This window comes from Bradyrhizobium sp. CCBAU 51745, assembly GCF_028128715.1.
Classification (GTDB): Bacteria; Pseudomonadota; Alphaproteobacteria; order Rhizobiales; family Xanthobacteraceae; genus Bradyrhizobium; species Bradyrhizobium manausense.
On record NZ_LBJP01000004.1, the window covers coordinates 38701 to 59812 of the forward strand.

Sequence of the window (21112 nt, forward strand, 5' to 3'; positions counted from 1 at the left end):
TGCCGCTGCCACCCGCGCCGTCTTCACCATTTGTTGTCCGTCTGGTTGTCAGTTTCCCTGCCCCGCCGGACAGCCATCCCAAAACATGGGTTGTGCGACGCAGCATGGGCTTTAGATATGGCCTCTGAAATCAGAGGTGAACTGCTTGTCCGACGTCAATGCCGACGAATGGGTGTCCTCGGGACACCGTCCGATGGGTTTTCCCGAATTTGTCATCGTGATCGCGTCCATCATGGCGCTGAATCCGCTCGCGATGGACATGATGCTGCCCGCGCTGCCCAATATCGGGGCCGCCTTCAGCATTCCCAACGCCAATCATCTCCAGCTCGTGCTGTCGACCTTCCTGATCGGTTTCGGCGCCGGCCAGTTCATCATGGGCCCGCTGTCGGACCGGTTCGGACGCCGGCCGGTGCTGCTCGGCGGCATGGCTGTTTATGCGGTGGCGAGCGTGCTGGCGGTGGCCGCACCCACCTTCGAGACACTGTTGCTGGCCCGCGCGCTCCAGGGGCTCGGCACTTCGGCGACACGCGTGATCGCGACCTCGATCGTGCGTGACTGCTATGCCGGCCGCCGCATGGCCAGCGTGATGTCGCTTGCGATGATGATCTTCATCGCCGTGCCCGTGATCGCACCATCGTTCGGACAGGCGGTGCTGCTCATGACGCATTGGCGCGGCATCTTCGTCGTGCTGATGCTGTACGGCGTCATCGCGCTGGCATGGAGCGTGTGGCGGCTTCCGGAGACGCTGCCCGAGACGGAGCGCAGGTCGCTCGCCCCTGCCGACGTGCTCTCGGCGTTCCGCCAGACCGTCACCAACCGCCAGACCATCGGCTATGCGACGGCGGCCGGCAGCGTCATGGGCGCGCTGTTCGCTTTCGTGTTTTCCGCGCAACAGGTCTTCACCGGCATCTATCATCTCGGCCATTACTTCCCGCTCGCCTTCGCCACGATCGCGGCCGGCACCGCCGTTGCAGGGTTTCTCAATTCCAAGCTGGTCGGGCGGCTCGGCATGCGCGTGATCTCGCACGGCGCGCTCTCGCTCTATGCTGCGGTCGCGGGCGTCATGCTGCTGACCGAGATTCTCGGCGTGCTGCCGCTGCCCCTGTTCATGGCGCTGTCGGCGCTGATGATGTTCTCGTTCGGCATGATGGTTGCCAATTTCACCGCGCTCGCGATGGAGCCGCAGGGCCACATCGCCGGCACCGCCTCCTCGCTCTACGGCTCGATCACGACGCTGATCGGCATCGCAGTCGGCACCGCGATCGGCCAGAGCTTTGACGGCACGTTGCTGCCGTTCTCGACCGGCTTCTTCCTGTCGACGCTCGCGGCGCTCGCGATCGTGCTCGTCGTGGAGAAGGGACGGCTGTTCAAGCCGCATCATCGCCCGATCGTGTGAGGAACTTCGAAGCCGTCTCGATGTTGTCCTGCAGCAATTCGAGAGGCTTCAATGGAACTGGAACAGCACGACGAACGTCACGAGTCGAACCGGGAGCACACCGCACCCGTGGCGTCGCCCGCTGAACAAGCCGCAGTCGACCCGCCCTTCGCCAGCGAGGGGCTCGAGCAGGTCCGCGACAGCCACTGCTGAGAGGCTTAGTCCGGACTGCGCTTGCTCGCACCGAACTCCTGTACGGCACTCTCGGACGGCGCGTCACCGTTGGCGCGTGGCGGCACCATCAACACGACCACATCCCGAGACAGGCCGGGCCGGCCCCACAGCGAGGCCTGCACGGTGAACTCCCGCCGGACGACGGTCCCGGCGCGTGAGGACACCCATTCCATCCAGCGACCGCAATAATCCTGGCCCTTGAAGCAGAGTGCGGCCCAGCCGCGATCCAGCGTCGTCTTGCGCGGCAGCCCCCAATCGTACTGATGCTCGAACGGCCGCGCGTAGTGCGGATGATCGGGACTGTAGAAGGCTGTGGCGAAGGCGAGTGAATCGTCGCCACTGACGGCCCTGAGGGATTCGCCGGTCAGCTCGTGCCATTGCCGGGTGAGCTCGCTTGCGGCTTGCGCGTAGAGATTCCGCGCCTCCTCGTAGCCGTTGACATTGCGATAGGCGGCATGGATGGGAGCCGCGACCAGGACGGCGACCAACGCGACACCTGCAACAATGACCGTGACATTGACGGTGTAGAAGCGCTCAATCGGGTAGCGGGCGCCGCAGACGATGAGCACGACGAACAGGAACAGCCCCTGCAAAGCCCATAGCGACGGCAGATCGGTGCCCATCGCGAGCGAGGTCAGCACCGGCAGAACGATGGTGCCGATGGCGACGTAGAACAGCAACCGAAGGCCGGAGCTCATCGCGACGAAGTCGGCCGGAAACTGCTTCAGGCGCGTGCCTGATATCAGCACCCAGATCACGGCCGCAACGCTGATGGCCGCGATCAGCCCAAGCAGGAAATTCTTGACGTCATCGATCGAACTGAGGGCATTGCCGTTGGCATGGGCCAGCGCGTAGTCGAAGGTCGACGCCCCCGTGGTCGCAAGCCAGTAGATGTGCGGCGACAGCACCGCGAACCCTGTCGCGACCGAGATCCAGGGCGAGGCCGAGGTAAGATAGTCGCGACGCGCCGGATGCGCGAGCGCAGCCAATGCAAAGCTCGCGACCAGGAAGATCGAGTAATACTTGCCGACCATGGCGAGCGCCGTGGCGCATCCGGCCGCGACCGCCCAGAACACGGACCGTGTTTCGAACGCGCGCAGGAAACACCATGTAGCCAGCGGCCAGGTCGCCAGCAGCACGGCGTTGGCGTTGAAGCGCTGGGCGTGGAATTGATAGGCCGGCGTCAGCATCAACAGCAGCAGCACCAGGATGCGCTTGTGCCCGGTGACGAATTGCCGCGCGATACAGTCGACGAAGAACAGCGCGAGCCCGGCATTCACCATCGCCATCAGCTGCAGCGACACGTCGCTGACCGGGAAGATGAAGGTCCAGCTTGCTGCGACCCATCCCATCAACGGCGGATGCTTGTGATAGCCGAAGGCGAAATTCCGCCCCAGCGTCCAGGCCTCGAGCGTATCCGGGTGCAGACCGCCACCGGCATAGGCGATGGCAAGATAAAGCGTCCAGCTTGCGACGAAGCACGCAATGAGAAGCGGCACGGCCCAACCCGCCTCCACACCATCGAGCCAGCGCAGCAACGGGCGCCGCCAGCGCGCCGGCGCGCGATCCGATCGGTCGGCCATCGCCTGGAATGCAAAATCGATCGGCACGAAACTCAAATCATAAGGAAGGAAGGAAGCCAACAATATTGGGCGGCAAATCACTTATTTCATATTGGAAACAAATAGCAACAATTGGAAATTGGAAGAATTAGAGGCGCTGCTTTCAGCGAAGGCTCTCGCCGAAGGGGTACGGCAAAAGACGCGTAACGGCAAAAGACAACGGCGCCGCTCATGACAGCGGCGCCGCGTGTTGATGGGATGAAGGTGCAGGACGCGCCTCATCCCTTGCCTACGTTACTCCGACTTGTCGATGTTCCAGAACACCGGCGTTGCCGGACCATCGAGCACGCCGGACAGCGACTTCCGCCAGGCGCTCGGCGCCAGATACTGGCCGAGCGGAATGTAGATCACCTGGTCATAGGCTTCCTTCTGGATCTCGGTCGCGATCTTCTTCTGATCGTCGAGCAAGGCAGCGTGGACGAAGTCGTTTTTGAGCTGCTCGATCTTGGCGTCCTCCGCCCAACCGAACCAGCCGCCCTTCTTGCCCTGGCCGCCGATCGAGAGATTGGCGATCGGGTTGGACACGTCGGCGCTGACCCAGTTGGTGAAGAACATGTTCCAGCCCCCCTCCTTCGGGGGCTTCTGGCTGGCTCTGCGGCTCACCACCGTCTGCCAGTCGGTCGCCTGCGCATCGACCTTGAAGCCGGCTTCGCGGAGCAGCTGCACCGCGACCGTCGGCTGCGCCTTCAGCGTCACGACGTCGCCGGGCACCATGACGACGACGGGTGTGCCGTCATAGCCGGATTCGGCGAGCAGCTTCTTGGCTTCCGCCATGCCGTTGCCCTTGACCAGCGATTCCGAGCCGATTTCGGTCGCGAACGGCGTGTCGCAGATGAAGAAGGCGCCGCAGATCTTGTAATATTTGGGATTGCCGACAAGCGCGTCGAGCACGTCCTTCTGGTTCATCGCCAGCAGCGCGGCGCGGCGGATCTTCGGATTGTCGAAGGGCGGATAGAGGAAGTTCATGCGGCCGAGCGTCTGGTAGCCGAACTTGTTCAACGTCTCGACCTTGAGGTCGGGATTGCCTTCAAGCACCGGCAAGAGATCCCACGGCGGCACTTCCATGAAATCGATGTCGCCCGATTGCAGCGCGTTCACCGCGGTCTGCGGGTCCGGCATGGTGATCCATTCGACCCGGTCGACCTTCACCACCTTGCCGCCAGCGGTCCAGCTCGCCGGCTCCTTGCGCGGCACGTAATCCGGATTCTTCTCGTAGACGGCCTTTACTCCGGGCTGGAATTCGCCCTGCACGAATTTGAACGGGCCGGAGCCGATCTGCTCGGGGATCTGCTTGTCCGGAGGCGTCTCGGCGAGCCGCTTCGGCATCATGAAGGGCACGCGCGAGGACGGCTTGCCGATCGACTCGAGAACGAGACCGTAGGGCTCCTTCAGCTTCAGCGTGATGGTCTTGGCATCGGTCGCCTCGATGCTGGCGGTGAAATCCATCAGCTTCTGGCCCATGCCGTCGACGGCGGCCCAGCGCTTCAGCGAGGCGACGCAGTCTTCCGCCGTCACCGGCGTGCCGTCATGCCACTTCAGGCCGTCGCGCAGCGTGAACGTGTAAGTGAGCTTGTCGTCGGAGATCTTCCAGTCCGCCATCTGCGGCTGGATCTTGAAGTTCGCATCCGTCGTGATCAGCGTGTCGTAAACCATGTAGCCATGGTCGCGCACGATGTAGGCGGTGGTGAAGATCGGATCGGTGATGCGCAGATCCGAATGCATCACGGCGGTGATGGTCTTGCCGGCCGCAAGCACAGGCGAGGCCAGTGCGGTCGAAAGCGCGAGGACCGACAGCGCAAGCTTGGAGGCGAACGCGCGACGCCCCATGCGCATCAAGTGGAACATATAAAGTTTCTCCTGACGTGAAACTGTTCAAAGGCGGATTATTGGTTGAGCATTCGGTGCGTTCTTTAGGCGAACTAACCTCATGCAATGCCTTTGTCTTTTCGAGACTTGCAGACAGTCTTGAGCGCGTCAATCCGGTTTCGGTGCAGGCCCTTGCGGCGCAGGTGCGGGCTCCACAAAGACCGAATTGGCTCTACAACTCAACTCCGCCAGTCCTGCCTGCTCGTCTCGCCTGCACCTTGCAATGCGCGTTCCATCTTTCGAAGCCTGAGAGACATCAAGATGAATCCAGCCAATCTTCCCTTCGATTCCGAGGCCATGCTCGAGGGCCTGCGCACCTGGGTGGAATGCGAGAGCCCGACCTGGGATGCGAGCGCGGTGAACCGCATGCTCGATATCGCGGCGCGGGACATGGCGATCATGGGTGCGACCATCGAACGCATCGCCGGCCGTCAGGGCTTCGGCGGCGCCGTTCGCGCGCGTTTTCCCCATCCGAGGCAGGGCGAGCCGGGCATCCTGATCGCCGGACACATGGATACGGTCCACCCGGTCGGCACCATCGAGAAGTTGAAGTGGCGGCGCGAGGGCAACCGCTGCTACGGCCCCGGCATCTTCGACATGAAGGGCGGCAACTACCTGTCGCTGGAAGCGATCCGGCAGCTGGCGCGCGCGTCGTTCACCACGCCGCTGCCGATCACCATCCTGTTCACGCCGGACGAGGAAGTCGGCACACCCTCGACGCGCGACCTCATCGAGGCGGAAGCCGCGCGCAACAAATATGTGCTGGTGCCCGAGCCCGGCCACGCCGACAACGGCGTCACCACCGGACGTTACGCCATCGCGCGCTTCAATCTGGAAGCGACCGGACGGCCGAGCCATGCCGGCGCGACCTTGTCGGCCGGACGTTCCGCCATCCGCGAGATGGCGCGGCAGATTCTTGCGATCGACGCGATGACGACCGAGGACTGCACTTTCTCGGTCGGCATCGTGCATGGCGGGCAATGGGTCAATTGCGTTGCTACGACCGCCACCGGCGAAGCGCTGTCGATGGCCAAGCGCCAGGCCGATCTCGACCGCGGCGTCGAACGCATGCTGGCGCTGTCGGGCACCACCAATGACGTCACCTTCAAGGTGACGCGCGGCGTGACGCGGCCGGTGTGGGAGCCGGATGCCGGCACCCTGGCGCTGTATGAAAAGGCGCGCGGCATCGCCAAATCTCTCGGCGCGGAGCTACCCCATGCGAGTTCCGGCGGCGGATCCGATGGTAACTCCACCGGCGCGATGGGCATTCCGACGCTCGACGGGCTTGGCGTGCGCGGCGGCAATGCCCACACGCTGGAGGAGTATATCGAGGTCGAGAGCCTGGTTGATCGCGGCCGGTTGATGGCGGGACTGCTGGCGACGCTGGAGTAATCGCACTGCGATCACAGTTCTGTAGGGTGGGCAAAGGCGCGCTTGCGCCGTGCCCACCATCTGCCTCCGATCGAAAAAGGTCGTGGGCACGCTTCGCTTTGCCCACCCTACGAAGACTGGCCGCACTGCGAAATCTGTGGCCCAGATGGCACGGGAATTGCTGAAATGTTAGGCTGATGGCAGAACGGGCCATGACCGTTGCCGACGATTTGACTCTCATCTGACGGATCCAACTTGCTCGGATATCTCCTTCGCCGAATCTTCGCCGCCGTGCCCGTGATGGGCGTCGTCGCGCTTTTCGTGTTCCTGCTGCTGCGGCTGACGCCCGGCGATCCCGCCGCGATCCTCGCCGGCGACAATGCGACGCCGGAGCGGCTGGAGCGCATCCGCACCTCGCTCGGCCTCAACGAGCCCCTGATCGTGCAGTTCATCACCTGGGTGAACAAGCTGCTGCATGGCGATCTCGGCACCTCGCTGATCTCCAACCTGCCGGTGATGAAGATGATCGGCCAGCGCGTCGAGCCGTCGATCTCGATCGCGCTGTCGACCATCATCCTCGCCGTCATCGTCGCAGTGCCGCTCGGCGTCATCGCAGCCTGGAAGCACGGCACCTGGATCGACCGCTTCGTGATGGGTCTGTCGGTGCTCGGCTTCTCGGTGCCGGTGTTCGTGGTCGGCTATCTCCTGATCGAGGTCTTCGCGATCGACCTGCGCTGGGTGCCGGTGCAGGGCTTCAAGAGCATCAGCGCAGGCTTCGGGCCGTTCTTCGAGCGCATCATCCTGCCGACCTGCGCGCTCTCCTTCATCTACATCGCGCTGATCGCGCGCATGACGCGCGCGGCCATGCTCGATGTGCTGGGCGAAGACTATGTGCGCACGGCGCGCGCCAAGGGCATCAACGAGGTCGCGGTGATGCTGCGGCACGCGTTGCGCAACGCCGCCGTGCCCGTGATCACCGTGATCGGCACCGGCTTTGCTCTGCTGATCTCCGGCGTCGTCGTCACCGAGAGCGTGTTCAACATTCCCGGCATCGGCCGCCTCACCGTCGATGCGGTGCTGGCGCGCGACTATCCGGTGATCCAGGCGATGATCCTGCTGACCTCGCTGATCTACGTCGTCGTCAATCTGCTGATCGACGTCGCCTACACGCTGCTCGATCCTCGCATCCGCTACTAAGGCTAAGGACAAGAACAACGATGACGGTCGATAGCCTTCCCCAGTCCTCGATTCCGATCACGTCGCCGCTGCGGCCGCGCTTCGGATTCCTCACCTCGACGCCGATCATCGCGACGGCCACGATCTGCCTTGCGCTGATCGTGCTGATCTCGATCCTGGCGCCGCTGATCGCGCCGCATGATCCGATCCAGCTTGCGCCCTCGCTGCGCCTCAAGCCGGCGTCGGCGCAATTCCTGCTCGGCACCGATGCCTATGGCCGTGACCTGCTGTCGCGCGTCATCTATGGCGGCCGCATCTCGCTCCTGATCGGGATCGGCTCGGCGATCCTCTCGATCGCCATCGGGCTCGCGATCGGTCTCGTCTCCGGCTTCTTCAAGCTGGTCGATTCCGTAATGATGCGCGTCATGGACGGCTTGATGGCGATGCCGAGCATCCTGCTCGCGATCGCCGTGGTCTCGCTGTCGGGCGCGAGCATCTGGACGGTGCTGGTCGCGATCACCATCCCCGAGATCCCGCGCGTCGCACGCCTGGTGCGCTCGGTCGTGCTGTCCGCGCGCGAGGAGCCCTATGTGGAGGCCGCGATCTCGGTCGGCTCGTCCTTGCCGAAAATCATGTGGCGGCATCTGATGCCGAACACGATCGCGCCGCTGATCGTCCAGGGCACCTATGTCTGCGCCTCCGCCATCCTCACCGAGGCCATCCTCTCTTTCCTCGGCGCCGGCATCTCGCCGGAGACGCCGACCTGGGGCAACATCATGGCCGAGGGCCGGCAGTACTTTCAGCTCAAGCCGACGCTGATCTTCTGGCCGGGCCTTTTGCTCTCGATCGCCATCCTCAGCATCAATTTGATCGGCGACGCCGCCCGCGACGCCCTCGATCCCCGCATGAAGCAGCGGGAGGGGAAGTGATGGGAATAGCACCGTCATTCCGGGGCGCGCCCTTGGCGCGAACCCGGAATCCATTTCACCTCTTGAGTTGCGGCCCGATGGATTCTCAGGTGCGCAATTGCGCACCGTAGTTCGCGCTACGCGCGCCCCGGAATGACGGCGGAGAGAAATGACGTGACCAACACCATCCTCGACATCAACAATCTCATCGTCTCCGTTGGCAAGAAGCCGGGCGGGCCGAAGATCATCGACGGCATCTCGATAAAGGTCCACGAGGGCGAGACGCTGTGCCTCGTCGGCGAGAGCGGCTCGGGCAAGTCGGTGACCTCGCTCACCACAATGGGCCTGCTGCCGAAGGGCACGCTGGTTCCATCAGGCGGCAGCGTGAAGCTCGTCGGCGAGGAAATCCTCACCGCGACCGATCGCCGCCTGCGTCAGCTGCGTGCCACCAAGATGGCGATGATTTTCCAGGAGCCGATGACCGCGCTCAATCCTGTCGTCCCGGTCGGCCGCCAGATCGACGAGGTGCTGCGCGCCCACACCAGGCTCGACGCCAAGGCACGGAAGAAGCGCATCCTCGACATGATGGAGCAGGTCCATTTGCCCCAGGTCGAGCGCATCTTCGCCTCCTACCCGCACCGGCTCTCCGGCGGCCAGCGCCAGCGCATCATGATCGCGATGGCGCTGGTGCTGGAACCGAAGCTGCTGATTGCGGACGAGCCGACCACCGCGCTCGACGTCACCACGCAGAAGCAGATCCTGTCGCTGATCCGCGAGCTGCAGCGCGATCACGGCACGGCGGTGCTGTTCATCACCCATGACATGGGCGTGGTCGCCGAAATCGCCGACCGCGTCGCGGTGATGCGGCAGGGGCGCCTGGTCGAGACCGGCCCGCTCGACACCGTGCTGCGCAATCCTACGATGGAATACACCCGCAATTTGCTCGCCTCCGTGCCGAGCCTGGTGCCACGGCCGCCGCGCGAGGACAGAAGCGAGCCGGTCGTGCTCGAGGCCAACGACCTCAGCAAGGTCTACAAGGAGCGCGCCTTCTTCGGCAAAGGCCGCGAGGTCGTCGCCGCCGACAAGGTGACGCTGACGCTGCGCAAGGGTCGCACCCTCGGCATCGTCGGCGAGAGCGGCTCGGGCAAGTCGACGGTGGCGCGCTGCATCGTCCGCCTGATCGACCCGACCTCGGGCGGCGTGCGCCTCGCCGGCCGCGAGATCTCCGACATCTCGCGCCGGCTGCTGCAGCCGCACCGGCAGAAGATCCAGATCGTGTTCCAGGATCCTTATCGCTCGCTCAATCCACGCGTCAGCGTCGGCGAGAGCATCGCGGAAGGCCCGATCAATTACGGCGTCTCGCATGCAAACGCCATGAAGCGTGCCCGCGAGCTGCTCGAGCTGGTCGGCCTCCCGGCCGACGCCGTCTCGCGCTATCCGCACCAATTCTCCGGTGGCCAGCGCCAGCGCATCGCGATTGCGCGCGCGCTTGCCCTCGACCCTGACGTGCTGGTCGCGGATGAAGCGGTCTCCGCGCTCGACGTCTCGGTGCAGGCCCAGGTGCTGGACCTGCTCGACGAGATCCAGACGCGGCTCGGCATCGCCATCCTGTTCATCACCCATGATTTGCGCGTTGCCGCGCAGATCTGCGACGAGGTCGTGGTGATGCAGCATGGCCGCGTGGTCGAACAGGGCCCTGCCGCAGAGGTTCTGACGCATCCGCAGGAGGCCTACACCAGGGCGCTGCTGGATGCCGCGCCGGGTCGCCACTGGGATTTTGCGAATTTCCGGCCGGTGTCGGAGGGCGTGGGGGCGACGGTCTAAACTCCCTCCGCCGTCATTCCGGGGCATCGCGAAGCGATGAGCCCGGAAACCATCGGGCCGTCGACTCTGTCGTACAATGGATTCCGGGCTCGCGCCGAGTGGCGCGCCCGGAATGACGGGGCGCAGCATTCCCAAAACAGCTTGAGCCCATGCGTGGCGCGATTGTCTCGTTGCTTGCCCTTGCCGCGAAGGCGGAGCTAACGTCGCGCGCTTCCACTCGCTGACGGAAAAGGACCACATGCCCACGATTGAACGTATCGACGGCTACGCCGACGAACTTACCGCTATCAGGCGCGACCTCCACGCCCATCCCGAGATCGGCTTCGAGGAGGTGCGTACGTCCGGCATCGTCGCCGACAAGCTGGCAAGCTGGGGCATCGAGGTGCATCGCGGTCTCGGCGGCACCGGCGTGATCGGAATCATCAAGGGCAAGGGTTCGGGCAGCAGACGCATTGGCCTGCGCGCCGACATGGACGCGCTGCCGATGGAAGAGAACACCAATCTGAAATGGAGCTCGAAAATCCCCGGCCGTTTCCACGGCTGCGGCCATGACGGCCACACCACCATGCTGCTCGGCACCGCGCGCTATCTCGCCGAGACACGGAACTTCGACGGCACCGTGCACCTGATCTTCCAGCCGGCCGAGGAAGGCCTCGGCGGCGCCCGCGCCATGATCAAGGACGGCCTGTTCGAGAAGTTTCCGTGCGACGAGCTCTACGGCCTGCACAACGCGCCCGACCTCAACCACGGCGAGATCGCGATCCTGCCCGGCCCGGCCATGGCCGCCGCCGACTTCTTCGACCTCCGCATCACCGGCTATGGCGCGCACGGCGCGATGCCCGAGCGCTCCAAGGACGCGGTCGTGATCGCGACCACGCTGGCGCAGGCGATCCAGACCATCGTCAGCCGCAACGTCGAGCCACTCGAGGCCGCCGTCGTGTCGATCACCCAGATCCATGCCGGCTCCGCCTACAACGTCATTCCCGGCGATGCGCATCTGTGCGGCACCATCCGCACCTTCTCGAAGGAAGTCCGCACTCTCGTCAGCGAACGCATCCGCACCATCTGCGCCGGCATCGCGAGCGCCTATAATTGCGTGATCGATGTCGACATCCGCGATACCTTCAACGTGCTGGTCAACCAGGTCGAGCAGTCCAAGGTGGTCGAGGAGGTCGCGCGCACCGTGGTCGACCCCGCCAAGGTGATCACCCGCAGCCAGCCGAAGATGGGCAGCGAGGATTTTGCCGACATGCTGGAGACCATTCCCGGCGCCTATTTCTGGGTCGGCCATGACGGCTCCGTGCCCGTGCACAATCCCGGCTTCGTGCTCGACGACAAGATCCTGCCGATCGGCGCCAGCATGTTCGCCCGGATCGTCGAAACGCGCATGCCGGTGGGTTAGCAATGCAGAAGAAGAGTGCTGAGGATGCGATCACCTCGCTGCACGATCTCTCCGCGGTCGATCTGATCGCGGGCTATCGGGCAAAACAATTCTCGCCAAGCGAGGTGCTGGAGGATCTGCTCGCGCATGTCGCTGCGTGGGAGCCGCATCTGAAGGCGCTCTATGCATTCGATCCTGACAGCGCGCGCGAGGCCGCAAAAGCCTCGACCGCGCGCTGGACCGGAGGCGAGCCGTCAGGCCCGCTCGACGGCGTGCCTGTCACGATCAAGGACAACATCGCGACCAAGGGCGTGCCGGTGCCGCTGGGCGCTGCGAGCGTCAAGCTGGTGCCGGCCGAGAAGGACGCGCCGCCCGCCGCGCGCTTGCGTGAGGCAGGCAGCATCATCTTCGCCAAGACCACCATGCCCGATTACGGCATGCTGTCTTCGGGGCTCTCTTCGTTCCATGCGCTGGCGCGCAATCCCTGGGACCTCTCCAAGAATCCGGGCGGCTCCAGCGCGGGCGCAGGCGCGGCTGCCGCAGCGGGCTATGGCCCCCTGCATCTCGGCACGGATATCGGCGGCTCGGTGCGGTTACCAGCGGGCTGGTGTGGCCTTGTCGGGTTGAAGCCGAGCTTTGGCCGCGTGCCGATCGATCCGCCCTATGTCGGCCGCGTCGCCGGCCCGATGACCCGCACGGTCGATGACTGCGCGCTGATGATGAGCGTGATCGCCAAGCCCGATCGGCGCGACGGCATGAGCCTGCCGGCGGAGCCGCTGAACTGGAAGGGACTTGAGAAGTCGCCGCGCAAATTGCGCATCGGCCTGATGCTCGATGCCGGTGTCGGCCTGCCGGCGGAAAGGGCCGTCCGCGAGGTCGCGGTGAAGGCCGCAAAGGCGTTCGAATCCGCAGGCAGCGTCGTCACCGAAGTCGATGGCATCCTCACGCGCGATATGCTCGACGGTCTCGACAATTTCTGGCGCGCGCGGATGTGGGACGATCTGTCGAAACTGACGCCGGCCGACCAGGCAAAGGTGCTGCCCTACATTTTCAAATGGGGCGCTTCAGGCGCAAAGCTATCGGGCGTCGATGTTATCAGAGGCTTCAACCAGACCATGGCGATCCGCGCGGCGGCCTCGAAATTGTTCTGCGAGCTCGACTATGTGATTTCGCCGACGGCGCCTAACGTGAACTACCCGGCTGACTGGGCCTCGCCCACCAACGATCCGATGCGGCCGTTCGAACACATCGCCTATACCGTGACGTGGAATATGTCGGAGAACCCGGCCGTCACCATCAATGGCGGCTTCGATGACGCGGGCTTTCCCATCGGCGTGCAGATCGTCGGCCGCCGCTTCGACGATATCGGCGTGCTCGGCCTGGCCAAGGCGTTCGAAGGCCTGCGCGGCGCGCAGAGGCCGTGGCCGAGGCCGCCGGCGAAGTAGTCGTTCTCGTCATTCCGGGGCGCGCGTTAGCGCGAACCCGGAATCTCGCGCCTCATCTCTGGATTCCGGGTTCGATGCTTCGCATCGTCCCGGAATGACGTGCTAAATATCAAGAGAAGAAATGTGGGAAGGAAACCATCGATGGCGTATCAGACGATCAAATACGAGGTCGCCGAGCAGATTCTCACCATCACGCTGAACCGGCCCGACAAGCTCAACGCCTTCAACGCGCAGATGCAGGCCGAGCTGATCGACGCGTTCGACGCCGCCGACAAGGACGACAATGTCCGTGCCATCATCGTCACAGGCGCCGGTCGCGGCTTTTGCGCAGGTGCAGATCTGTCGTCGGGCGCCGATACCTTCGATCGCGACGCGCGGCGCGGACCGGTGAAGCGTTTCGCGGATGGTAGGGTCGATTACAGCGACCCACAGGTGCGCGACGGCGGCGGCCAGGTGACGTTGCGCATCTTCAAGTGCCTCAAGCCCGTGATCGCCGCGGTGAACGGTCCCGCGGTCGGCATTGGCGTCACCATGCAGCTCGCGATGGACATCCGCATCGCCTCCGAGGCCGCGCGCTTCGGCTTCGTGTTCTCGCAGCGCGGCATTGTGCCGGAGGCGGCCTCGAGCTGGTTCCTGCCGCGCATCGTCGGCATCTCGCAGGCGCTGGAATGGTGCTATTCGGGCCGCGTCTTCCCGGCGCAGGAGGCCCTCGCCGGTCGCCTCGTCAGCAAGGTCGTGGCGCCCGACGATCTCCTGCCGACCGCCCGCGCGCTCGCCAAGGAATTTTGCGCCAAGACCGCGCCGGTGTCGGTCGCGCTGATCCGCCAGATGATGTGGCGCATGATGGGTGCGGACGATCCCATGGAAGCGCACAAGATCGACAGCCGCGGCATCTACACCCGCGGCCGCTCGGAGGATGTGAAGGAAGGCGTGGTGTCGTTCCTGGAGAAGCGGCCGGCGCAGTTCAAGAACAAGGTGTCGAGCGACATGCCGGATTATTTCCCGTGGTGGACGGAGCGGGAGTACAAATAGGTTCCGTCATTCCGGGGCTCGCGAAGCGAGAACCCGGAATCTCGAGATTCCGGGTTCGCCCTTCGGGCGCCCCGGAATGACTGTGGTGAAAGTCACTGCATCACCAGCGCCACCCGCCCGATCGCCTTGCGGTCGAGCAACAGCCGCATCGCCTTGGCGCAATCCTCCAGCGGCAGGCGATGCGAGATGTTGGGGCGCAGCTTGCCCTCCTCCGCCCATTGCAGCAGCGCCTTCAGCCTGATCTCGCCAAGCTCCGGGTTTTTCCGCACGGCTTCACCCGCGCGGACGCCGAGCACGCTGGCGCCCTTGATCAGCAGGAGATTGGTCCTGGCCGAACCGATGCCGCCGGTGAAGCCGATCACCAGGAGCCGTGCGCCCCAGGCAATGCAGCGCATCGAGTCTTCAAAGACCTGACCGCCGACGGGATCGAACACGACATCGGCACCGCGGCCGTCGGTGATGCGCTTGACGGCATCGCGAAACGGCTCGCAGTCGTAGCGGACGAGATGATCGGCGCCGCGCGATTTCGCAATCGCAAGCTTCTCGTCGCTGGCGGCCGTCGCGATCACGGTTGCGCCCAGCATCTTGCCGATCTCGACGGCGGCAAGGCCGACGCCGCCGCCGGCGCCATGCACCAGCAGCACCTCGCCCCGCTCGACCCGGCCGCGGTCGATCAGCGCGTGATAGGCGGTGCCATGGCCGGCGAGATAGGTCGCGGCTTCCGCGTAGTCGAACGTCGACGGCATTGGCGTAAGTTGCGAACGGGTCACCACCGCTTCGTCCGTGAAAGCACCGTAACGCATCTTCACGATAACCTTGTCGCCGATGGAGACGCCCCTCGCCTCGGCGCCGACCTCGGTCACATCGCCGGCAGCTTCCACGCCGGGCGTGAACGGCAGCTCGGGCTTGAGCTGATACTCGCCCGCGGTCATCAGCACATCAGGAAAGTTCAGCCCCGCAGCGCGGATCGCGATGCGCACCTCGCCCGGCTTCAGGGCGCGCGATGGAAACTCTTCCAGCCGCAACGTTTCGGGCGCGCCGAGCGTGCGGCAGACGACAGCGCGCACCATCAGGCCGCGCTCGCCTTGCTGCGCAGTAGCGCCTCCCGGATCAGCGGCAGGCGGTCGTTGCCGAAGTACATGTCGGTCTTGTTGACAAAAATGGTTGGCGAGCCGAACCCGCCGCGGGCGACGACCTCCTCGGTGTTGGCCTTGAGCTGATCCTTGATCCCCTGCTCCGAAATCCCCGCGAAGAACTTCTGCTCGTCGACGCCGACTTTCCTGCAGATCTCGGCGAGCACCGCGTCCTGCGAGATGTCCTTGTCGCTGCCCCAATAGGCCTCGAACACTGATGTCGCGAACGGCACCATGTCTTTTCCGAGCCAGATGCATCCCCGCATCGCCTTCACACTGTTTACCGGGAACACCGTCGGCGGCATCTTGATCGAGAGCCCCGCCGAGCGCGCCCAGTCGGCGAGATCCTTCTTCATGTAGCGCGCCTTCAGCGGCACCGGCTTCTCCCGCTGCGCGTAGACGCTGGGGTTGACCGTGTTGAAGATGCCGCCGACCAGGATCGGCCGCCAGGTGATCTCGGCCCCGAGCTCCTTCGCAAGCGGCTGGATGTTATGGAAGGCGAGATAGGTCCAGGGGCTGGAACAGTCGAAGAAGAATTCGATCATGGCGTTTCCTTGGTGTTCTGCTTGTTTTGATTTCGTCATTCCGGGATGCGCCGCAAGGCGCAGGCCCGGAATCCATTTCGCAGCATTCACCGCGGCCCGATGGATTCCGGGTTCGCGACTTCGTCGCGCCCCGGAATGACGAGCGGAGATGTCCTACTTCCTTCCCACCACGTCCCTAGCCCTCTGGCCGAACATGATCTTGCGTGATTCCTCGCTGATCGCTGGAATGCGGTTATTGGGCGAGATCGCCGGAATAGTGGGACGACTTTTGTTGTTCTGTACCTCGACGTTAAGACATGGCAGGAAGGGGCGCAACACAACCCGCCGGGAGGGCCGCCATGCTGTTTCCAACCACGATCGCCGGCTCCTTGCCGAAGCCGGAATGGCTCGCCGAGCCCAACATGCTCTGGGCGCCCTGGAAATCTGGAGGCGACGAGCTGCTACGTGCCAAGCGCGATGCGACGCTGATCTGGCTCAAGGTCCAGGAGGACGCCGGCATCGACATCGTCACCGAGGGCGAGCAGGCCCGGCAGCATTTCGTGCACGGCTTCCTGGAGAAGATCGAAGGCATCGACTTCGCCCACAAGGTCGAGATGGGCATCCGCAAGGATCGCTACAAGGCGATGGTGCCGCAGGTGGTCGCGCCGCTGCGGCTCAAGGGGCGGGTGCACGACTTCGAGGCGCGCGTGGCGCGGACGCACACCCAGAAGAAGCTGAAATTCACCCTGCCCGGTCCAATGACGATCATCGATACCATCGCGGACCGTTACTATGGCGACCGCGTCAAGATGGCCTTCGCTTTTGCCGAGCTCTTGAACGAGGAGGCCAAGGCGCTTGCCGCCGACGGCGTCGATCTCGTGCAGTTCGACGAGCCGGCTTTCAACGTCTACATGGACGAGGTCAACGATTGGGGGATCAAGGCGCTGGAGCGCGCCGCGCAAGGACTCACCTGCACCACCGCCGTGCACATCTGCTACGGCTACGGCATCAAGGCCAACACCGACTGGAAGCAGACGCTGGGCAGCCAGTGGCGGCAGTATGAGCAGATCTTTCCGGCGATCGACGCCAGCCCGATCCAGCAAGTCGCAATCGAATGCCGCAATTCCAAAGTGCCGCTCGATCTGCTGGCGCTCCTGAAGAACAAGATCGTGCAGGCCGGCGTGATCGACGTCGCCAGCGATATGGTGGAGACCGCCGAGGACGTCGTGCAGGTGATCGACGCTGTCTCGAAATTCGTGCCCAAGAGCAACATCATCGCCACCACCAATTGCGGCATGGCGCCGATGCGGCGCGAGATCGCCGAAGCCAAGCTGATGGCGCTCGGCGCCGGCGCGGCGCTGGCGCGCGAGAAGCTGGGGTGATGACGAGGATTCGACGCTAGAGCATGATCCGGAAAAGTGTGAAGCGGTTTTCCGAAAAGATCATGCTCAAACAAAGAGCTAAAGCGCGATGACGATTCAACCCAATCTCATCGCGCTTTAGGCCTGCGCTGAGGGGTGCAGCACCGGCCGATAGCCGGCGTGCAGCGTGCGGAGTGTCGACGGCGGCGTGAGCAGCATTGCGTCGTCGGCGAAGTGCTCCGCCGCAGAGTATCCCGCCGGCGACCACTTTAGCGCCCTGCCCTGCGTGACGAGATAGCTGGCCTCGCTTTGCTGAACCATCGCGCCCTCGGGCAATTGGTCGAGCGGCACCAGCAGGGCGTGCAGCCGCTTGCTGCCGTGATCGAGCCGCTCGTGGTGCAGCACGGCGTCGATGTCGTGCATGCGGACATCGTGCACACGGTTGCCCTTCTCCCATGCGGCGCGGAAGCGATTGGCATCGTCGCGGCGGCAATAGAAGCAGGGGCGATGCCCGGCGGCGAGCGCGGTAGCCTCGTCGAGAAAGAACAGCTCGGTCCAGCTTCGCTGCGCCATCACCTCGCGGCGGCGGCCGCGGAATTCGCAGGTGCAGGTGAGCCAGGCCGGCGACGACCAGCGCTTCTTCAAAAGCATCTTGGTCGCGGGATCATGGATGATGCCGCGATTGCCGGTGAACATTCCGCGGTGTGGCGTTGCGATGATGTCGCCGGTCGGCGTGACGCGGTTTTGCAGGGGCATGGGCGGCCTACTCTGCTGCCGTCATTCCGGGATGGCCCGCAAGGACCAGACCCGGCATCTCGAGATTCCGGGTTCGATGCTTCGCATCGCCCCGGCAAGACTCGAGACCCTACGCCGCACCGTCGCGAAGCGGGGGGTGATAGGACAGCGCGGTGTCCCAGGGGAAGAAGATCCAGGTGTCCTGCGAGACTTCCGTGATGAAGGTGTCGACCAGCGGACGGCCCTTCGGCTTGGCGTAGACGGTGGCAAAATGCGCATCCGGCAGCATTTCGCGCACGAGCTTGCCGGTCTTGCCGGTGTCGACGAGGTCATCGACAATCAACAGCCCCTTGCCGGTGCCGCCGCCGAGCTTCATCGCCTGTTCGGAAATGCCCTTGAGGACCTGGAGATCGCCCTGCTTGTCATGGTCGTAGCTGGCGATGCAGACCGTATCGATCACGCGCACGCCTAGCTCGCGCGCCACGATCGCCGCCGGCACCAGGCCACCGCGGGTGATCGCGATCACCGCGTGGAACGGCCCGACCTCGTTGAGCCGCCAGGTCAGTGCCCGGCAATCCCGGTGGAACTGGTCCCACGACACCGGAAAGGGCCTGCCTGCCCGCTCCTGCGCGCTCAGTTCCGGTGCTTCACCAGCCATCGTCGTCTCCTGCTTTCGTCTGCCGGCATTTGCTACCGGGTCACGTTCAATCCCGCCAGCATTTCCTTCACCGCCGCCATCGCTGCGGCGAGCTTATCCGCATCGCGCGAACGCACCACCAGATTGGTGTTGGGCTTCTGCTCTTCGTCCATGAAGGGATAGCTGCCGATGATGGTGTCGGGGTGGGCGGCGGCGATGGCCCTTAAGGGGCTGCCGATATCGCCCTCCCGCGCGTTGGCGCGGACCGATTCGGACAGCATGCGGACACCGGATTTTAATTTGGGTGAGACGATGTCCATCATCGCCTGCATGATCGAGGGCACGCCGGCCATGACGATGACATTGCCGATCTTGAAGCCGGGCGCGAGGATGGTCGCGCTCTGGATCAGCTCGGCGCCGTCGGGGATGCGGGCCATGCGCAGCCGGGCTTCGTTGAGGTCCTGCTCGCTCCAGCGCTCCCTGAAACGGGCGACCACTTCGGGGTGGTGGTCAATGCCGACACCGAACGCCTTGGCGACGCTGTCGGCGGTGATGTCGTCGTGGGTCGGCCCGATGCCGCCGGTGGTGAAGACATAAGTGTAGCGATGCCGCAGTGCATTCAGAGCTGCGATGATGTCGTCCTCGTCGTCGGAGACGATCCGCACTTCCTTCAGGTCGATGCCGATATTGGTCAGGTATTCGGCGATGAAGCCGATATTCTTGTCCTTGGTTCGGCCGGACAGGATTTCATCCCCGATGACCAGAATGCCCGCCGTGACGATCTCGCTCATGCCTTAAGTCCCTCACCTGTAGTCCCGAATTTGCCGGGGTAACGCGTTGAAGTCACGCGCTTTTGCTGCCGAAATAAGCAGTCCTCAGCCATTTTTTCAGGCAGGCCGCCGACTAGCCCCGGCAAATGCCCTCTCTCAATGCTTATCGCGCTGGCCCGCCCCTTGCTACCACATGAAAGTCATGCACTCTTGCCGCATGGCCAGGACGTTGCGGTCTTCACCAAGGCCAGACGACCTGCCACATGGCGCAACGCCTTGCGGAGACAAGTCGGGATCTATGGCAGTCGCGTTTGATGAAATGAATATTCCCGGCGGGGACCTTCGCCCCGCCTATCAGGAGCTGGCGCGCTGGCTCAAGGAGACGCCTCCCGAGGCGCTCGAATATCGCCGCCAGGAGGCCGAGCTCCTGTTCCGCCGGATCGGCATCACCTTCGCGGTCTACGGGGACTCCGAATCCACCGAGCGCCTGATCCCGTTCGACGTGATCCCCCGCATCATGTCCGGCAGGGAATGGACGGTGCTGGAAAAGGGACTGAAGCAGCGCGTCAAAGCGCTGAACATGTTCCTGCGCGACATCTATCACGGCCGCGACATCCTTCGCGCCGAGGTCGTGCCCGAGGATCTGATCTTCCAGAATCCGGTCTTCCGTCCGGAGATGAACGGCCAGCAGGTGCCGCACGACGTCTACGTGCACATCGCCGGCATCGACATCGTCCGGGTCGACGCCGAAGACTTCATCGTGCTTGAGGACAATGCGCGCACACCCTCGGGCGTGTCCTACATGCTGGAAAACCGCGAGATCATGATGCGGCTGTTTCCGGATCTGTTCGCCCGCCACAGGGTGGCGCCGGTCGAACGCTATCCGGATGAGCTGCTCGCCGCGCTGCGCTCGGTCGCACCGCACAGCGCTTCGAGCGAGCCGACGGTCGCGCTGCTCACGCCTGGCGTCTACAACTCCGCCTATTACGAGCACTCCTTCCTTGCCGACAAGCTCGGCGTCGAGCTCGTCGAAGGCCGCGACCTCGTCGTCAAGAACAACGAAGTGTTCATGCGAACGACGGAAGGGCTGAAACGCGTCGACGTCATCTATCGCCGCGTCGACGACGATTTCATCGACCCCCTCACCTTCCGCCCGGACTCCGTTCTCGGCGTACCTGGATTGATGTCGGCCTACGCGGCCGGCAACATCACGCTCGCCAACGCGGTCGGCACCGGCATCGCCGACGACAAGGCGATCTACTCCTACATGCCCGACATCGTGAAATTCTATCTCGGCGAGGAGCCGATCCTGAAGAACGTGCCGACCTGGCGCTGCCGCGAGCCGAAAGATCTGGCCTATGTGCTGGACAATCTCAGCGAGATCGTCGTCAAGGAGGTGCACGGCTCGGGCGGCTACGGCATGCTGATCGGCCCCGCCGCGACCAAGGCGACGATCGAGGCCTTCCGCGAGAAGCTGAAGCGCGAGCCGGAAGGCTTTATCGCGCAGCCGACGCTGGCGCTCTCGACCTGCCCGACCTGCACGGCCTCCGGCCTTGCCCCGCGCCATGTCGACCTTCGCCCCTTCGTGCTGACCGGCAGCAAGAGCACGACCATCGTGCCGGGCGGGCTGACGCGTGTGGCGCTGAAGGAAGGCTCGCTCGTGGTGAATTCGAGCCAGGGCGGCGGTACCAAAGACACCTGGATTCTGGACGAGTAGA

Annotated in this window: 18 protein-coding genes; 11 read left to right on the forward strand and 7 right to left on the reverse strand. The window is 64.2% G+C overall.

What is annotated here, in order from left to right; genetic code table 11:
- The first annotated feature begins 145 nt into the window (after positions 1-145).
- Entirely contained in the window at positions 146-1396 is a 1251-nt protein-coding gene (locus tag XH98_RS05365) for a multidrug effflux MFS transporter (RefSeq protein WP_271618011.1), read from the forward strand.
- 51 nt (positions 1397-1447) lie between these two features.
- Positions 1448-1588, forward strand: coding sequence for a hypothetical protein (locus XH98_RS05370; protein ID WP_271618012.1), 141 nt, complete (start codon positions 1448-1450; stop codon positions 1586-1588).
- Positions 1589-1593: 5 nt separating this feature from the next.
- Here XH98_RS05370 and XH98_RS05375 read toward each other — a convergent pair whose 3' ends face one another.
- Both XH98_RS05375 and XH98_RS05380 read right to left on the reverse strand, forming a co-directional pair.
- Positions 1594-3192, reverse strand: a complete 1599-nt coding sequence (locus XH98_RS05375) for a glycosyltransferase family 39 protein (protein ID WP_271618109.1) — start codon at positions 3190-3192, stop codon at positions 1594-1596.
- Positions 3193-3465: 273 nt separating this feature from the next.
- Positions 3466-5076: an ABC transporter substrate-binding protein gene (locus tag XH98_RS05380; RefSeq protein ID WP_271618013.1), complete on the reverse strand. Its 1611-nt coding sequence runs from the start codon at positions 5074-5076 to the stop codon at positions 3466-3468.
- 282 nt (positions 5077-5358) lie between these two features.
- On the opposite strand from XH98_RS05380, the gene XH98_RS05385 reads away from it, so the two are divergent.
- The 7 genes from XH98_RS05385 (at position 5359) to XH98_RS05415 (ending at position 14234) form a co-directional block, all read left to right on the forward strand.
- Positions 5359-6489, forward strand: a complete 1131-nt coding sequence (locus XH98_RS05385; protein WP_271618014.1) for a M20/M25/M40 family metallo-hydrolase — start codon at positions 5359-5361, stop codon at positions 6487-6489.
- 234 nt (positions 6490-6723) lie between these two features.
- Complete coding sequence (locus XH98_RS05390; protein ID WP_220002625.1) at positions 6724-7665, forward strand: ABC transporter permease; 942 nt, start codon at positions 6724-6726, stop codon at positions 7663-7665.
- A gap of 20 nt (positions 7666-7685) precedes the next feature.
- Positions 7686-8573, forward strand: a complete 888-nt coding sequence (locus XH98_RS05395; protein WP_271618015.1) for an ABC transporter permease — start codon at positions 7686-7688, stop codon at positions 8571-8573.
- Positions 8574-8726: 153 nt separating this feature from the next.
- Complete coding sequence (locus XH98_RS05400) at positions 8727-10376, forward strand: ABC transporter ATP-binding protein (protein ID WP_271618016.1); 1650 nt, start codon at positions 8727-8729, stop codon at positions 10374-10376.
- A gap of 238 nt (positions 10377-10614) precedes the next feature.
- A complete protein-coding gene (locus tag XH98_RS05405; RefSeq protein WP_271618017.1) occupies positions 10615-11778 on the forward strand; it encodes a M20 aminoacylase family protein in 1164 nt (387 codons plus the stop codon).
- Positions 11779-11780: 2 nt separating this feature from the next.
- Complete coding sequence (locus XH98_RS05410; protein ID WP_271618018.1) at positions 11781-13202, forward strand: amidase; 1422 nt, start codon at positions 11781-11783, stop codon at positions 13200-13202.
- A gap of 141 nt (positions 13203-13343) precedes the next feature.
- Positions 13344-14234, forward strand: a complete 891-nt coding sequence (locus XH98_RS05415; RefSeq protein ID WP_271618019.1) for a crotonase/enoyl-CoA hydratase family protein — start codon at positions 13344-13346, stop codon at positions 14232-14234.
- A 92-nt stretch (positions 14235-14326) separates the two neighbouring features.
- On the opposite strand, the gene XH98_RS05420 is transcribed toward XH98_RS05415, so the two are convergent.
- Positions 14327-15304, reverse strand: coding sequence for an NADPH:quinone oxidoreductase family protein (locus XH98_RS05420; protein ID WP_271618020.1), 978 nt, complete (start codon positions 15302-15304; stop codon positions 14327-14329).
- Entirely contained in the window at positions 15304-15912 is a 609-nt protein-coding gene (locus XH98_RS05425; protein WP_271618021.1) for a 2-hydroxychromene-2-carboxylate isomerase, read from the reverse strand. The genes XH98_RS05420 and XH98_RS05425 overlap by 1 nt, the downstream gene beginning before the upstream one ends.
- A 338-nt stretch (positions 15913-16250) precedes the next feature.
- Between XH98_RS05425 and XH98_RS05430 the strand changes: the two genes are divergently transcribed.
- On the forward strand, positions 16251-17273 hold the full coding sequence (locus tag XH98_RS05430) for a methionine synthase (protein ID WP_271618022.1): 1023 nt from the start codon (positions 16251-16253) through the stop codon (positions 17271-17273).
- Positions 17274-17390: 117 nt separating this feature from the next.
- On the opposite strand, the gene XH98_RS05435 is transcribed toward XH98_RS05430, so the two are convergent.
- From XH98_RS05435 to XH98_RS05445, 3 genes are all read right to left on the reverse strand, one after another.
- Entirely contained in the window at positions 17391-18008 is a 618-nt protein-coding gene (locus tag XH98_RS05435) for a hypothetical protein (RefSeq protein WP_271618023.1), read from the reverse strand.
- Between the two features lie 109 nt (positions 18009-18117).
- The gene (gene gpt / locus XH98_RS05440; RefSeq protein ID WP_057740910.1) at positions 18118-18645 is read right to left on the reverse strand and encodes a xanthine phosphoribosyltransferase; all 528 of its coding nucleotides are present in this window, start codon (positions 18643-18645) and stop codon (positions 18118-18120) included.
- A 32-nt stretch (positions 18646-18677) separates the two neighbouring features.
- On the reverse strand, positions 18678-19415 hold the full coding sequence (locus XH98_RS05445; protein ID WP_220002634.1) for a competence/damage-inducible protein A: 738 nt from the start codon (positions 19413-19415) through the stop codon (positions 18678-18680).
- Positions 19416-19692: 277 nt separating this feature from the next.
- On the opposite strand from XH98_RS05445, the gene XH98_RS05450 reads away from it, so the two are divergent.
- Complete coding sequence (locus tag XH98_RS05450; protein ID WP_271597008.1) at positions 19693-21111, forward strand: circularly permuted type 2 ATP-grasp protein; 1419 nt, start codon at positions 19693-19695, stop codon at positions 21109-21111.
- Position 21112: the final 1 nt, after the last annotated feature.